The following is a 14,043-nucleotide window of genomic DNA, read 5'->3' as shown; positions in this document are numbered from 1 at the left end:
AGGTGGCGGTCAGGGAAATGGAGCCGACGGCACACCACGGGTGCGTCAAAAGTCGTAGACCGTCTGACCCGTCGTCACAACGCGCTTTCGGACACCCCTTCCGGGACGGCTACACTCACCGTCTCCGAGCTTCCCACCGACCGCCGGCACGGCGGCTGAGAGGTGTTCATGGAAACCGAGAGCACATACGACAAGCTCATCGACTTTCTCGACAGTCGCGGCGCCCAGTACCGGTTGATCGACCATCCACCGGAGGGGCGGACCGAGATCGTCAGCCCGATGCGCGGCAACGACGTCTCCGAGGCCGCGAAATGCATCGTGGTCATGGTCAAGATCGGAAAGAAGGTCACCAAATACGTGCTGGCCGTGGTCCCCGGTGATGCGAAAGTGGACCTGAACGGCATCAAGAGCCTTTTCGGCGGCACTTACGTATCGTTCGCCACGCCGGAGATCGCCGAACGTCTGGCGGGCAGCGTGGCCGGCACGATCCTGCCGTTCTCGTTCCACCCCGACCTCGAACTCATCGTCGATCCGTCGCTGCTGGAAAAGGAGGAGATCTACTTCAACGCGGCCCGCCTGGACCGTTCCATGGCGCTGCGGACGAAGGACTACCTCACCCTGACCGACCCGCGGACCGAGCCGATCGCCGCGACCGGCTGACCCCCGCGGCTCCGCGGGTCCCCGGGCACCCCGTCCCGGTAGGCCGGAACTGATCGGTCGGTCACGGGAGGTGGCCCGGTATGCCCATGGTGTTCAGTAAACTGGCAGCAGATGCCACTGTGCTGACACCATGGGCATGGTGGTCCCTCCCCCCACCTCATCCTCCGGAGGACCCTTGTGTCAGCGCAGCGGTCACACGTACCGGGCGCCCGTCCCGCCGGGAGCGGCGTACTCCTCACCGATCTGTCGGTCCTGGTGGTCGCGGTCATCTGGGGATCGAGCTACGTCGTCATGCAGGACGTCGGCCGTGCCGTCCCGGCCGCGAGCTTCCTGGCCCTGCGGTTCCTGACCGCCATCCCCGCCATCGCCCTGATGGCCGCGCCCACCCTGCGGAACCTGACCCGCTCCGAACTGCTCTCCGGGATCGGCTTCGGCACGCTGCTGTTCGGCATCCTGATCCTGGAGACCGTCGGGGTGAAGCACACCTCGGCCGCCAACTCCGGCTTCCTCATCACCGTTTCGGTCATCCTGGTGCCCGTCCTGGAGCGGGTGATCAGCCGCCGCACGCAGTCCCCGGTGGTCTACGGGGCCACCGTGACCGCGCTGATCGGATGCGGGCTGCTGCTCCTCTCCGACGGTCTCCATCCGCACCCGGGCGACCTGATCATCCTGGGCGCCGCCTTCGTCCGGGCCACCCAGATCACCCTGTTCGGCCGGCACAACTCCGGCCGGCCGCAGTCGCTGTCCAACCTCACGCTGGTGGAGTTCTGCGTGGTCTGCCTGCTGGCCACGGGTGCCTCGGTGGTCGGCGGCTCCCCGGTGTGGCGGGACGCAGGCACCGTCAGCGGCGGGAACTGGCTGCTCATCGGCTACCTCGGGGTGCTGGGCACCTCCTACTCGTTCTTCGTCCAGCTGCGCGCGGCCCGCAAGTCGAGCTCCACCCGGGTCGGGCTGATCCTGGCCACCGAGCCGCTCTTCGCCACGCTCTTCGCGGTGGTCGCCGCGCACGAGGGGCTGGGGGCGTTCCAGGGCCTCGGCGGCGCGCTGATCGTGCTGGCCGCGGTGGTCGGCCGGCAGTTCGAGGGGCGCGCCCCGGCCCCGGCCCCCGCCGCCGACCGGCCCTTGGTGGAGGCGGAAAGCACGATCACCCGGAAGAAGGACGTGGCATGACCGACGGTACGGCCGGGACCGGTTCCCGGATCTTCGACGCCCATCTGCACATCATCGACCCCCGCTTCCCGCTCGTGGCCAACCAGGGGTACCGCCCGGAGCCGTTCACGGTGGCCGACTACCGCGCCCGCACCGCCGCGCTGCCGGTCACCGGCGGGGCCGTGGTCTCCGGCTCGTTCCAGGGGTACGACCAGAGCTACCTCCTCGACGCCCTCGACCGGCTCGGCCCCGGCTTCGTCGGGGTGGCCCAACTCCCGCCGGACACCGGGGAGGAGCGGATAGCCGAGCTGGACGCGGCCGGGGTGCGCGCGGTCCGCTTCAACCTGCGCCGCGGCGGCGAGCACGACCTCGACGCGCTGGTCGCCCTCGGCCACCGGGCGGCGGCGGTGGCCGGCTGGCACGTCGAGGTGTACCTGGACGCCCGCCGCCTCCCCGACCTCGCCGACCGCCTCGCCACCCTGCCCCGGCTCAGCGTCGACCACCTGGGCCTGACCGCCGAAGGCACCCCCGACCTGCTGAAACTGGTCGAACGCGGGGCCCGGGTGAAGGCCACCGGCTTCGGCCGCGGCGACCTCGACGTCCCCGCGACGCTGCGTGCCGTCGCCCGGGTCAACCCCGACGCCCTGATGTTCGGCACCGACCTGCCCTCCACCCGCGCCCCGCGCCCCTTCGCCGACGCGGACGTGGACGTGGTGCGTGAGGCGCTGGGCGAGGAGTGGGCCGGCAAGGCGCTGTACGGCAACGCGATGGCGTTCTACGGGGTGGACGGGTAACGGCCGGACGCGCGGCTACCGTTCGGTACCCGAGGCGGCCCGCAGCCGGGACGCCTCGATCTCCGCGTACGCCTTCTCGCGACCCTCCCAGTGCGAGCCCTCCACCGACTTGCCGGGTTCCAGGTCCTTGTAGACCTCGAAGAAGTGGGTGATCTCCAGCCGGTCGAAGTCGGGTACGTCGGTGATCTCCTTGACGTGCGCGTACCGCGGGTCACGGGCGGGTACGCACAGCAATTTCTCGTCGGGTCCCTTCTCGTCGGTCATGACGAACATCCCGATCGCCCGGCACCGGATCACGCAGCCGGGAAAGGTCGGCTCCCCCACCGTGACGAGGGCGTCCAGCGGGTCGCCGTCGCGGCCGAGGGTGCCGTCGACGTACCCGTAGTCCGCCGGGTACTTGGTCGAGGTGAACAGCATGCGGTCGAGGCGGATCCGGTGCAGTCGGTGATCCATCTCGTACTTGTTGCGGGACCCCTGGGGGATCTCCACGATCACGTCGAACTCCGTCACGTCCTCCTCCTTGAGGGCGGGGTGTCCGGTCAGTGTGCCCAGGCCGGATCGCGACCAGTCCTGCGGCGGTGCCGGAAGCACCCGGTGGAGTGCGGAACCGGCCGTCTTCGGTGACGGGACGTCAGCCCGCGACCCCGCCCGGCCTCCAGGGCGACCACCATGGCCGGGGCGGTGACGTTGACGCGATCTCGGGGGTCAGCAGATGCGCGGGAGTTGCTCGCCGAGCGGGAGGTCGACGACCCGGGTGCCGCCGAGTGAGGTGCGGGCGACCACCAGACCCGGGTGGTCGGCCACGCACTCGCCGATGACGGCGGCGCCGGATCCGTGGGGGTAGGCGCGCATGGCGGCCAGCACGGCGTCGGCCCGGTCGCGGGGGACGAAGGCGACCAGCCGCCCCTCGTTGGCCACGTAGAGCGGATCGAGGCCGAGGAACCCGCAGGCGGCCGAGACGGCGTCGGGCACCGGGACGTCGCGTTCCACGATCTCCACGCCGGTGCCGGAGGCGGTGGCGATCTCGTGCAGCGAGGTGGCCAGTCCGCCCCGGGTCGGGTCCCGCAGGGCGTGCAGATCGGGGGCGACCGCGAGCATCGCCTCGACCAGTCCGCCGAGCGGTGCGGTGTCGCTGACGACGTCCGCGCCGAACTCCAGCCCCTCGCGCACGCTCATGATGGCGATGCCGTGCGCCCCGACCGGGCCGCTGACGATCACCACATCGCCGGGGACCGCCCGTTGGGGGCACGGGGCCACGCCCTCGGGGACGAGTCCGATGCCGGAGGTGTTGAGGTAGACGCCGTCCCCGTGGCCGGCCTCGACCACCTTGGTGTCACCGGTGACGACCTGGACCCCGGCCGCGGCGGCGGCCGTTCCGACGGCCTCGGCCACCCGCCGGACCACGGACAGCTCGACGCCTTCCTCCAGGATGAACCCGCAGGACAGGAAGGCCGGCCGGGCCCCGCTCATCGCCAGGTCGTTGACGGTTCCGTTGACCGCCAGGTCGCCGATGCTCCCGCCGGGGAAGAACAGCGGGCGCACCACGTAGGAGTCGGTGGAGAAGGCGAGCCGTGCCCCGCCGAGCGTGACCGTCGCCGAGTCCGCCATGGCGGCCAGCACGGTGTTGCCGTACGCCGGCAGGAAGAGGTGTTCGGTGAGTTCGGCGGAGAGCGCGCCGCCACCGCCGTGTCCGGTCACCACCACCGGGTGATCCCGCAATGGCACCGGGCACGACCACGCGGTGGGGTCGACCGGGACGGTATGTGATGTTGTGTCAGCCAATGGTGACGCCCTCCTCGGCGGCCGGGCGTTCCTGGGGGGCCAGGCGCCGGTAGAGGTGGTAGGCGGCGCAGGCGCCCTCGCTGGAGACCATGGTGGCGCCCAGCGGGGTGCGCGGGGTGCAGGTGGTGCCGAACGCCTCGCACTCGTGCGGTTTGATCAGTCCCTGGAGGACTTCGCCGCTGCGGCACACGGCGGGCTCACGGGTGCGTACCGCGCCGACGTCGAAGCGGTGCTCGGCGTCGTAATCGCGCAGCGCGTCCCGCAGCCGCCAGCCGCTGTCCGGGATGGTGCCGATGCCGCGCCAGGCCCGGTCGGTGACCTCGAAGACCTCCCGCACCATGCGCAGCGCGGCCGGGTTGCCCTCGGGGCGCACCGCGCGGGCGTAGGCGTTCTCCACCCGGTGCTCGCCGCGCTCCAGTTGGCGCACCGTACGGCGGACGCCCTCCAGGATGTCGAGCGGTTCGAAGCCGGTGACGACGAGGGGCACCGCGAACCGTTCGGCGAGGGAGGGGTATTCGCCGGTGCCCATCACGCTGCACACGTGGCCGGCGGCGAGGAACGCCTGTACGCGGCAGCGGGGTGCCGTCATGATGGCCTCGATGGCGGGCGGGACGCGGACGTGGGAGACGAGCAGGCTGAAGTTGCGCACCCCGAGCCGTCTGGCCTCGTGCACCGCCATGGCGTTGGCGGGGGCGGTGGTCTCGAAGCCGATGGCGAAGAAGACGACCTGCCGGTCGGGGTGGCGGCGGGCCAGGCCGAGCGCGTCCATCGGGGAGTAGACGACGCGGACGTCACCGCCTGCGCCGCGCACCCGGAACAGGTCGCCGTCGGTGCCGGGGACGCGCAGCATGTCGCCGAAGGAGCAGAAGGTCACCTCGGGGCGGGCGGCGATCGCCAGCGCCTTGTCAATCATCTCCAGCGGGGTGACGCACACCGGGCAGCCGGGGCCGTGGACGAGTTCGACCTCGTCGGGGAGGAGCTGGTCGATGCCGTGCCGGATGATGGAGTGCGTCTGGCCGCCGCAGACCTCCATCATCGTCCACGGCCGGGTGACGGTGGCGCGGATGTCCGCCAGCAGCGCGCGGGCCAGGGCGGGGTCGTTGAACTCGTCGATGTATCTCATCGCGTGCCTTCCCGGGACGTCGTGGTGGCTGCCGGTGCCGACCCGGCCACCCCCGCCTCCGCCGCCGCCCGCTGCCAGGGGTCGCCGAACTCCTCGTCCAGCAGCCCGAGTTCGGCGAAGAGGCGCAGCGAGGCGAGGGCGGACTCCTCGTCCAGCCGTTGCAGCGCGAAGCCGACGTGGACGATGACGTATTCACCGGCCTCGACGTCGGGCAGGTAGGCCAGGCACACGTCCTTGACCACTCCGCCGAAGTCGACGCGAGCCGTGCGGACGCCGTCCCGTTCGCCGACGTCGACCACTTTTCCGGGTACCGCCAGGCACATGGAGTCCTCCGATTCGTCTGTCACCGGTGGCCGGCCCCCGTGGTGGCGTCGCCGGACCGGCGGGCGGCGACGACGAGTTGGCCCAGGGCGATGCCGCCGTCGGTCGGCGGCACCCGCCGGTGGCGCAGCACCGGGAAGCCGGCCGCCGTCAGCCGGCGGGCGCACTCCTCGTCGAGGAGCGCGTTGGCGAAGACACCGCCGGTGAGGGCCACCACGGCGGCGCCGGTCTCCTCCCGGGCGCGTACCGCCACCGTCTCGACGGCGGCGGCGACGGCGCGGTGGAAGCGGGCGGCGATCACCGGCGCCGGGACGCCGGCGCGCAGGTCGGCGACGACGGCGCGGACCACGGGGGCCGCATCGAGGCCGATCGCCGCCGAGGTGGCCTCGCGCCGGGCGGCGAAGGTGTAGCTTCCGGTCTCCGCCGGCCACGCGGTGATCGCGGCGGCCTCCAGTTCGACGGCGGCCTGCGCCTCGTAGCCGGCCTCGTGGCAGATCCCGGCGAGCGAGGAGACCGCGTCGAACAGGCGGCCCATGCTGGAGGTGGCCACGCATCCCACGCCGCGCTCCAACTGCCGTTCCAGCAGGCGCAGTTCGCCGGGATCGCAGGCGGCGACGGAGGGCAGTGCGGGGTCCCAGGGGACGTCGGCGGCCCGCAGGTGGGCCAGGGCCATGCGGCGGGTGTGGGCCACGCCGGAGTCGCCGCCGGGCAGCGGTACGTAGGTCAGGTGGGCCAGGCGGCGGTAGCCGGTGTAGTCGGCGAGGAGCACCTCACCGCCCCATACGGCGTGGTCGTCGCCGTAGCCGGTGCCGTCGAAGGCGACCCCGATGACGGGCGCGGTGCCGGCCAGTCGCGCCTCGGCCATGAGGGAGGCGACGTGGGCGTGGTGGTGCTGGACGAGCAGGAGCGGCAGTCCGGCGCCGGCCGCGTGGCGGCGGGCCCGGCGGGTCGAGTGGTAGCCGGGGTGCGGGTCGGCGGCGAGCAGCCGGGGGCGGACGCCGGTGAGCGCCGTGAGATGGCGTTGGGCGTGTTCGGCGGCGCGCAGCGTGGCGTAGTCGCCGAGGTCGCCGAGGTGCGCGGAGAGCCACGCCTGGCGGCCGTCGGCGAGGCACAGGGTGTTCTTCAGGTCGGCGCCGAAGGCGAGGGCGGGCGGCACCGGGAACGGCAGGTCGACCGGGGCGGGCGCGTAGCCGCGGGAGCGGCGCAGCACGACCTCCTCACCGTCGGCGCGGACCCGTACCACCGAGTCGTCGCAGGGTGTCTCGATGGGGCGGTCGTGCCACAGGAAGGCGTCGGCGATCCCGGTCAGCCGCGCGCGGGCGTCGGCGTCGTCGGTGGCGATGGGTTCGCCGGAACGGTTGCCGCTGGTCATGACGAGGGTCCGGGGCCCGGGCGGGTCGGGCGGCAGACCGAACAGCAGGTGGTGCAGCGGGCTGTACGGCAGCATGACGCCGATGTCCGGGCTGCCGGGGCAGACGGCGGGAGCGAGGCCGGTGGCGGCCCCGGCGGCGCGGCGCAGCAGTACCACGGGCCGGCCGGGGCCGGTGAGGGCGGCGCGTTCGGCCGGGGTCGGGTGGGCGAGGGCGGCCACGGCGGTCAGGTCGGCGCACATCACGGCGAAGGGTTTGCCGCCGCGTTCCTTGGTGGCGCGCAGCCGCGTCACGGCCGCCTCGTCGGCCGCGTCGCAGGCCAGGTGGTAGCCGCCGACGCCCTTGACGGCGAGGATCGCCCCGCGGGCCAGCCATCGGCGGGCGGCGGTGAGCGCCTTCGCCGCCTCGGCCGGCTCGGCCCGGGTCCCGTCGGCCGGGGTGAAACGCAGCACCGGGCCGCAGGCGTGGCAGGCGATGGGCTGGGCGTGGAAGCGGCGGTCGCGCGGGTCGGCGTACTCCCGGGCGCAGTCGGCGCACATCGGGAAGCGGGCCATGGTGGTGGTGGCCCGGTCGTAGGGCAGCCGGGCGGCGATGGTGAAGCGCGGGCCGCAGTGGGTGCAGGTGATGAAGGGGTGGCGGTGGCGGCGGTCGGCCGGGTCGGTCAGTTCGGCGAGGCAGTCGTCGCAGGTGGCGGTGTCCGGCGGGAGGGGTGCGGAGGGGCCGGCGGCGGCCTGTGAGTGCTGGATGGAGAAGCCGCGGGCGCCGAGCGGTTCCAGTGGCTCGATCGCGACCTGCCGCACCTCGGCCAGCGGTGGCGGCTCCTCGCGGACGCGGCGGCAGAACTCGGCGACGGCGCCGGGGTCCCCCTCGACCTCGGCGACCACGCGTCCGCCGCCGTTGCGGACGAAGCCGGCGAGGCGCAGTTCCCCGGCGAGCCGGTGGACGAACGGCCGGAATCCGACGCCCTGCACGGTGCCGTGGACGCTGACCCGGCGGCGGCAGGCGTCCGCCCGTTCGGGAAGCCCGGCGGTCATGCGGTGCGGGGGTACGGCGCGGTACGGCGGCTCACGTGTGGCGGGGTTGGGTGCACGGCGGCTCACGCTATGCGTCCGGTGCGGGTGCCCGGCGGGAGGCGGAAGGGCCGGGCGCGGTGTTTCGCCCCGGTGGCCCCGTCGGGGTGGGCCGTGCGGGCGTCGGCGCGGTCACGCCGAACGGGAGCGGCCGGACCAGTGCGGCTCGACGCGTTCCCAGTCGCGGGCCCACCCGGCGGCGGCCCGGGCGTCGAGGTGGCGGCGTACGGCGGCCTGGACACAGGTGCCGACGAGCGCGGCGACGGTGAGGGCGGCCAGGGCGGCGTCGACGGCCTCCCCGGTGATCCGGCCGGGGGTCGGCGGGGGCGGGGCGGGGTCGCCGGAGTCGTCGACCCACAGCGGGATCCGGGTGCCGACGGCGGTGGTGGCCAGGGCCCGGACGTGGCCGGTGTGCGGGTGTCCCGCGGGGTAGCTCCAGCGGGCCGGTACGGGGACGTGGCCGGCGAGGGGTGCCCCGGGCACCGGGAGGGTGATGGCGGTGACCTGGTGGCGGTGGGCGGCGGTGCGGCGGGCGGCGTCGGTCCCGGCGCGGTGGGCGGCGACGGCGACCACGGCGGCGGTGACCGCGGCGAGCACACCGCCCGCCGCGGTGGCCGGCGCGAGCCGGGCGCGGGCCCGGTCGACGGGGCGCCGCAGCGGGTTGCCGTCCCGGCCGGGCCGGGGTCCGCGGTTACGCATCCGACGTGCACCTCCTGGTGGTCGTTCCCGTTGCCGCGCCGCCGGTGGGTCACGGTAACGGGTCGCTTCGGTGGTGGTGTCGTGCCGTGGCCCCACCATGGCGGACGGGAGCGGGCCGGGCACAGGGCCGACGGGCCCGTGCGGAGGGGACGTTCGGGCCTGGTGCCGGGTCAGCCGGGCGCGGCACGGCCGACGGGGTGCTCGGGGGCCTTGTACGCGGAGGGCGGGCGGCCGAGGACGGTCTTGAAGGCGGCGGTGAAGGCGGCGGGGTTCTCGTAGCCGAGGGTGGCCGCCAGCCGGCCGACGGGTTCGCCGGCGGCCAGCCGCTGCACGGCGTGGAGGACGCAGGCGCGTTGCCGCCACTGGGCGAACCCCAGGCCGGTGCCCCGGTGGAACAGCCGGCCCAGGGTGCGTTCGCTGACGTTGAGGGCGCCGGCCCAGCGGGCGGGCGGGTCGTGGATGTCGGGGGCGCGCAGGAAGGCGTCGCACAGCCGGCGCAGCCGTGGTTCGGCGGGGAGCGGGAGGTCCAGGGGGAGCGGCGCGAGGCTTCTCAGCTCGTGGAGGACGAGGGCGGCCAGGGTCGCGTCGCGGCCGTGCGGGGGGTAGCGGGGTGCCATGTCGACCGCTTCGAGGACCAGTTCCCGCAGCAGGGCGGAGACCTCGACGACCCGGCAGCGCGCGGGGAACCAGGGCACGGCGCCCGCCTCGATGTACAGGCTGCACGTGGTCACCCCGGTCATGGTGACCTGGTGTCTGGTGCCGGGCGGGATGAGGACGGCGCGGTCGGTGGGGACGGTCCAGGTGCCGTCGGTGGTCTCCACCCGCATGACGCCGGTGGCGGCGTAGAGCACCTGGGCCCGGCGGTGCTCGTGGCGCGGGAGGAAGTGCTCGGGCGGGTAGTCGGTGGCGATGGCCAGCACGGCGCGGTCGAGGTCGTCCACCTCGGCGAGGGGGATGTTGCGCACGGCACCACCGTACGCGCTCTGTCCGCTGCGCGTAAGAAGCTGGCGAAGGATCGATTGCCCGCCATCGGTCGGCGCCCGTAGCGTCGACCGGGTGCTGATCTCGTTCCTCACCTTGTTGTTCTTCGGCTGCCTGACCGGTGTCACGACGGTGGTCTTCGGCTTCGGCGGCGGCTTCGTGACGGTGCCGGTGGTCTACGGTTTCCTGACCGTCACGGCGGGTCGCGGCGCGGACGCGATGCATGTGGCGGTGGCGACGTCGACCGCGGTGATGCTGGTGAACTCGGTGACGGCGACCGTGGCCCAGGGGCGCCAGGGGCGGCTGCGCCGGGAGTACGTGTGGCCGCTGGTGGCGTTCGTCGCGGTGGGCGCGGTGGCCGGGTCGTTCGCGGCCACGTCGATCGGCGGCACCGCGCTGCGGGTGCTGTTCGCGCTCTACCTGCTGGTGACCATCGCCGACAGCGTGCTGCGCAAGGGTTTCCTGTCGGTCGCGGACCGCTCGGGTCCGAGGCCGCTCGGCCGGTCCACCACCACGTTCGGCGGGGTCGGGATCGGGGTGGTCGCCTCGTGCCTGGGGGTGGGCGGCAGTGTCATGACCGTTCCGCTGCTGCGCCGCCGGGGGCTGCCGATGGCCGACGCCACCGCGATGGCCAACCCGTTGAGCGTGCCGGTGGCGGTGGCCGGCACGCTGGTGTACGCGCTCGCCCCGCACGTGCCGGCGCATCCGGGCCGCCTCGGCTACGTCGACCTGCTGGCCTGCGCCGCGCTGTGGTGCGGATCGCTGCCCACCATCGCGGTGGCCCGGCGCGTGGTGGGCCGCGTCCCGGACCGCGTCCACTCGGTGGCCTACGTGGCCCTGCTGGTGCTGGTGCTGGTCGTGATGGCGGCCACCGGGATCTGACCGGTACGTGGTGGGGTTGCCCACGGGGTTCCCGGGCAGGCGTGCGTTCCCCGGACGGTTCGGGCCGGGGACGCTCGGGAAGGGGTGACCGTGGTGCGCAGTGTCGGGGTGGAAGAGGAACTGCTGCTGGTGGATCCGGCGACCGGCGAGCCGCGGGCGGTCTCCGCCGCGGTGCTCGCCCTCGCCGCCCGGGACGGCAGCGAGGCGCGCGACACCTTCGAGCGCGAACTCCAGGAACAGCAACTGGAGTTCGCCACCCACCCCTGCACGGACCTGCGGGAACTGGCCGCCGAGATCGTGCGCTGCCGGGCCGAGGCCGCCCGGCACGCCGAGAAGGCACAGGCCACCGTGGCGGCGCTGGCCACCAGTCCGCTGCCGGCCGGCCCGGCGCTCGGCACCGGTGAACGCTACCGGTGGATCGAGGAGCACTTCGGCCTCACCGCACAGGAACAGCTCACCTGCGGCTGCCATGTGCACGTCTCGGTCGGCTCCGACGAGGAGGGGGTCGCCGTCCTGGACCGGATCCGGCCGTGGCTGGCGGTGCTGCTGGCGCTCAGCGCCAACTCGCCGTTGTGGCAGGGCGGTGACACCTCGTACCACAGCTACCGCAGCCGGGTGTGGGGGCGTTGGCCGTCGGCGGGGCCCGCGGAGCTCTTCGGTGACGCCGGGAGATACCACCGGCTGGTGGACGATCTGCTGGCCACCGGGGTGCTGCGGGACGAGGGCATGGTCTACTTCGACGCCCGGCTCTCCCGCAACTACCCGACCGTGGAGGTCAGGGTGGCCGACGTGCCGCTGGACGCGTCCACCACCGCCCTGGTGGCGGCGCTCGCCCGGGGTCTGGTGGAGACCGCGGCGCGGGAGTGGCGCGACGGTACGCCGCCGCCGGACCACCCGGTGGCGCTGCTGCGGCTGGCGGCGTGGCGGGCGGCGCGCTCCGGGCTCGACGACACGCTGGTGCATCCGGTCACCCGGCGCCCCGCGCCCGCCGGGGAGGTGCTGGACGCCCTGCTCGACCACGTCCGCGCGGCGCTGGCGGCCGACGGCGACCTGGAGTTCGTCACGGCGGGCCTGGACGAGCTGGCCCGCCGGGGCAACGGGGCCCGGGTGCAACGGGAGATCCTGCGGCGCACCGGCAGCCTGCGCGAGGTGGTCGCCGAGTGCGTCCGGCGGACCCAGGACGCGTCCGGAACGCTGTGATACGCACCCGATGTGACGCTGACCACTGGGGTGGTTTGAACGTCCGTGAGCGGGTAGACGCGGTTCGCACCGTGGGCGTTCGCACCCGGTGCCGGACGGAAGGCGTCCACCCTCACCGCCGACGGCCCCGGGCCGCCGTGTGACCTGGCCCCGCCGTCCGTTCACCCGACGAGAAGGAGTGGAACACGTGCTCAAGCCCCACCCGGTCGTGCTGCGCAAGCTCCTCGATCGTTACGAGAGCCTGGAGGCCCGGGCCCGGTCCGGCGAACGGGTCTCGCCGCAGCTGCGCCGCGAACTGGAGGACACCGCCTACACGTTGTGCGTGTCCACCGCCACGACCGAGCCGGGGGCGGCCAAGGCCGTGGCGCGCCGGCTGCTCGCCGACCCGCCGGCCGGCGCCGCCCGCCCGGTCACGCCGCCGGCCGCGGCGTGACACCGGCCGCGGCGGCGTGACCGTGCCGCCGGTGGCTCAATGGCGGCCGGGGTGGCGCGGGTTCTTGGTCTCGGCGCCGTGTGCGAAGCCTCCGGCGTCCTCCTCGCTGCGGTAGGGCCCCGGTTGCTTCTCCAGCCGGGGCAGCACCCGGCGCAGGTCGGCCAGGAGGAGGTCGGCGAGGTCGTGGCTGAACCCGTTGCGCACCACGATGCGCAGCACGGCGAGGTCGGTGCGGTTCTTGGGGAAGGTGTAGGCGGGCACCAGCCAGCCGCGTTCACGCAGGGCGGCGGAGACGTCGAAGACGGTGAAGTTGTCGACCTCGTCGCGGACCCGGAAGGCGAAGACCGGGATGTCGCTGCCGTCGGTGATCAGCTCGAACGGGCCCAGCTCGGCGATCCGGGCGGCCAGGGAGGTGGCGACGTCCCGGCAGGTCTGCTGGACGCGGCGGTAGCCGTCGAACCCCAGCCGCAGGAAGTTGTAGTACTGGGCCACCACCTGGGCGCCGGGGCGGGAGAAGTTCAGGGCGAACGTCGGCATGTCGCCGCCGAGGTAGTTCACATGGAACACCAGGTCGTCCGGGAGGGCGTCGGCGTCCCGCCACAGCGCCCAGCCGACGCCCGGCATCACCAGCCCGTACTTGTGGCCGGAGGTGTTGATCGAGGCGACCCGGGGCAGCCGGAAGTCCCACTCCAGGTCGGGGTCGAGGAACGGGGCGATCATGCCGCCGGAGGCGCCGTCGACGTGGACGGGGACGTCCAGGCCGGTGCGCCGCTGGAGGTCGTCGAGGGCGGCGGCGATCTCGGCGACGGGTTCGTAGGAGCCGTCGAAGGTGGAGCCGAGGACGGCGACGACGCCGATGGTGTTCTCGTCGCACAGCTCCACCGCGTGGCGGGCGTCCAGGTGGAAGCGGTCGCCCTCCATGGGGACGTAGCGCGGTTCGACCTCGAAGTAGTCGGCGAACTTCTCCCAGCAGATCTGCACGTTGACGCCCATCACCAGGTTGGGCCGGTCGGCCGGCTTGCCCTCCGCGCGCCGGCGGTGCTGCCAGCGGCGCTTGAGCGCCAGGCCGCCGAGCATGGCGGCCTCGCTGGAGCCGGTGGTCGAGCAGCCGACCGCGTGCCGCGGGTCCGGCGCGTGCCACAGCCGGGCGAGCATGTGGACGCAGCGGTTCTCCAGCTCCGCGGTCTGCGGGTACTCGTCCTTGTCGATCATGTTCTTCTCGGCGCACTCGGACATCAGCCGCAGCGCGGCCGGCTCGGCCCAGGTGGAGACGAACGTGGCCAGGTTGAGGCGGGCGTTGCCGTCCAGCATCAGCTCGTCGTGGACGAGTTGGTAGGCGGTCTCCGGCTCCATCTCGCCGGACGGCAGCGCGTAGCGCGGGACGCTCAGCGGCTCGCGGGCGAAGATGGGGTTGACCTCGATGTCCCGGTTGCCGTGGCCGGGGTGGTCCGCTTGGTGGTGCGGGTGCTTCAGCGGCATGCTCGGTGACTCCTTAAGCTCGGGTCCGCGGCGGCGCGGACCGTGCACACGTACCCGTCGGTGACGGTCGAAACACGCCGCCGAAACGGCGGTGGCGGCG

The 14,043-nt window shown here is 73.7% G+C and carries 14 protein-coding genes; 6 read left to right on the top strand and 8 right to left on the bottom strand.

The genetic code is table 11. From position 1 onward, the window contains the following. Positions 1 to 168: 168 nt before the first annotated feature. The 3 genes from SCATT_RS32935 to SCATT_RS32925 all read left to right on the top strand — a co-directional run bounded on the left by SCATT_RS32935 (position 169) and on the right by SCATT_RS32925 (position 2,603). Complete coding sequence (locus tag SCATT_RS32935) at positions 169 to 660, top strand: YbaK/EbsC family protein (protein ID WP_014151019.1); 492 nt, start codon at positions 169 to 171, stop codon at positions 658 to 660. Between the two features lie 177 nt (positions 661 to 837). Continuing rightward, complete coding sequence (locus tag SCATT_RS32930) at positions 838 to 1,830, top strand: DMT family transporter (RefSeq protein ID WP_014151020.1); 993 nt, start codon at positions 838 to 840, stop codon at positions 1,828 to 1,830. Beyond that, positions 1,827 to 2,603, top strand: coding sequence for an amidohydrolase family protein (locus SCATT_RS32925; RefSeq protein ID WP_014151021.1), 777 nt, complete (start codon positions 1,827 to 1,829; stop codon positions 2,601 to 2,603). Before SCATT_RS32930 ends, SCATT_RS32925 begins: the two co-directional genes overlap by 4 nt. Before the next feature lie 15 nt (positions 2,604 to 2,618). Here the strand turns inward: SCATT_RS32925 and SCATT_RS32920 are convergent, their stop codons facing one another. The 7 genes from SCATT_RS32920 to SCATT_RS32890 all read right to left on the bottom strand — a co-directional run bounded on the left by SCATT_RS32920 (position 2,619) and on the right by SCATT_RS32890 (position 9,933). After that, the gene (locus SCATT_RS32920; protein ID WP_014151022.1) at positions 2,619 to 3,113 is read right to left on the bottom strand and encodes an inorganic diphosphatase; all 495 of its coding nucleotides are present in this window, start codon (positions 3,111 to 3,113) and stop codon (positions 2,619 to 2,621) included. Positions 3,114 to 3,308: 195 nt separating this feature from the next. Beyond that, positions 3,309 to 4,385 (bottom strand): hydrogenase expression/formation protein HypE, encoded by a 1,077-nt coding sequence (gene hypE, locus SCATT_RS32915; RefSeq protein WP_014627004.1) that lies wholly within the window; start codon positions 4,383 to 4,385, stop codon positions 3,309 to 3,311. Then, the gene (hypD, locus tag SCATT_RS32910) at positions 4,378 to 5,508 is read right to left on the bottom strand and encodes a hydrogenase formation protein HypD (RefSeq protein WP_014151024.1); all 1,131 of its coding nucleotides are present in this window, start codon (positions 5,506 to 5,508) and stop codon (positions 4,378 to 4,380) included. The genes hypE and hypD overlap by 8 nt, the downstream gene beginning before the upstream one ends. Next, positions 5,505 to 5,831 (bottom strand): HypC/HybG/HupF family hydrogenase formation chaperone, encoded by a 327-nt coding sequence (locus SCATT_RS32905; protein WP_014151025.1) that lies wholly within the window; start codon positions 5,829 to 5,831, stop codon positions 5,505 to 5,507. The genes hypD and SCATT_RS32905 overlap by 4 nt, the downstream gene beginning before the upstream one ends. Positions 5,832 to 5,851: 20 nt before the next feature. Then, on the bottom strand, positions 5,852 to 8,233 hold the full coding sequence (gene hypF / locus SCATT_RS32900) for a carbamoyltransferase HypF (RefSeq protein ID WP_014151026.1): 2,382 nt from the start codon (positions 8,231 to 8,233) through the stop codon (positions 5,852 to 5,854). 168 nt (positions 8,234 to 8,401) lie between these two features. Beyond that, positions 8,402 to 8,968, bottom strand: coding sequence for an Rv1733c family protein (locus SCATT_RS32895; protein ID WP_014151027.1), 567 nt, complete (start codon positions 8,966 to 8,968; stop codon positions 8,402 to 8,404). Between the two features lie 170 nt (positions 8,969 to 9,138). Continuing rightward, complete coding sequence (locus SCATT_RS32890; RefSeq protein ID WP_014151028.1) at positions 9,139 to 9,933, bottom strand: AraC family transcriptional regulator; 795 nt, start codon at positions 9,931 to 9,933, stop codon at positions 9,139 to 9,141. 91 nt (positions 9,934 to 10,024) lie between these two features. On the opposite strand from SCATT_RS32890, the gene SCATT_RS32885 reads away from it, so the two are divergent. From SCATT_RS32885 to SCATT_RS32875, 3 genes are all read left to right on the top strand, one after another. Continuing rightward, the gene (locus tag SCATT_RS32885; protein ID WP_014151029.1) at positions 10,025 to 10,831 is read left to right on the top strand and encodes a sulfite exporter TauE/SafE family protein; all 807 of its coding nucleotides are present in this window, start codon (positions 10,025 to 10,027) and stop codon (positions 10,829 to 10,831) included. A gap of 93 nt (positions 10,832 to 10,924) precedes the next feature. Next, positions 10,925 to 12,031, top strand: a complete 1,107-nt coding sequence (locus tag SCATT_RS32880) for a glutamate--cysteine ligase 2 (protein ID WP_041823909.1) — start codon at positions 10,925 to 10,927, stop codon at positions 12,029 to 12,031. 187 nt (positions 12,032 to 12,218) lie between these two features. Further along, positions 12,219 to 12,464 carry a DUF5133 domain-containing protein gene (locus tag SCATT_RS32875; RefSeq protein ID WP_014151031.1) on the top strand — a complete coding sequence of 82 codons (246 nt, stop codon included), beginning with the start codon at positions 12,219 to 12,221 and terminating at the stop codon, positions 12,462 to 12,464. Positions 12,465 to 12,500: 36 nt separating this feature from the next. Here SCATT_RS32875 and SCATT_RS32870 read toward each other — a convergent pair whose 3' ends face one another. After that, positions 12,501 to 13,943, bottom strand: a complete 1,443-nt coding sequence (locus SCATT_RS32870; RefSeq protein ID WP_014151032.1) for a glutamate decarboxylase — start codon at positions 13,941 to 13,943, stop codon at positions 12,501 to 12,503. Positions 13,944 to 14,043: the final 100 nt, after the last annotated feature.

This window comes from Streptantibioticus cattleyicolor NRRL 8057 = DSM 46488, assembly GCF_000240165.1.
GTDB lineage: Bacteria > Actinomycetota > Actinomycetes > Streptomycetales > Streptomycetaceae > Streptantibioticus > Streptantibioticus cattleyicolor.
This window is presented reverse-complemented; position numbering and strand designations above follow the sequence as displayed.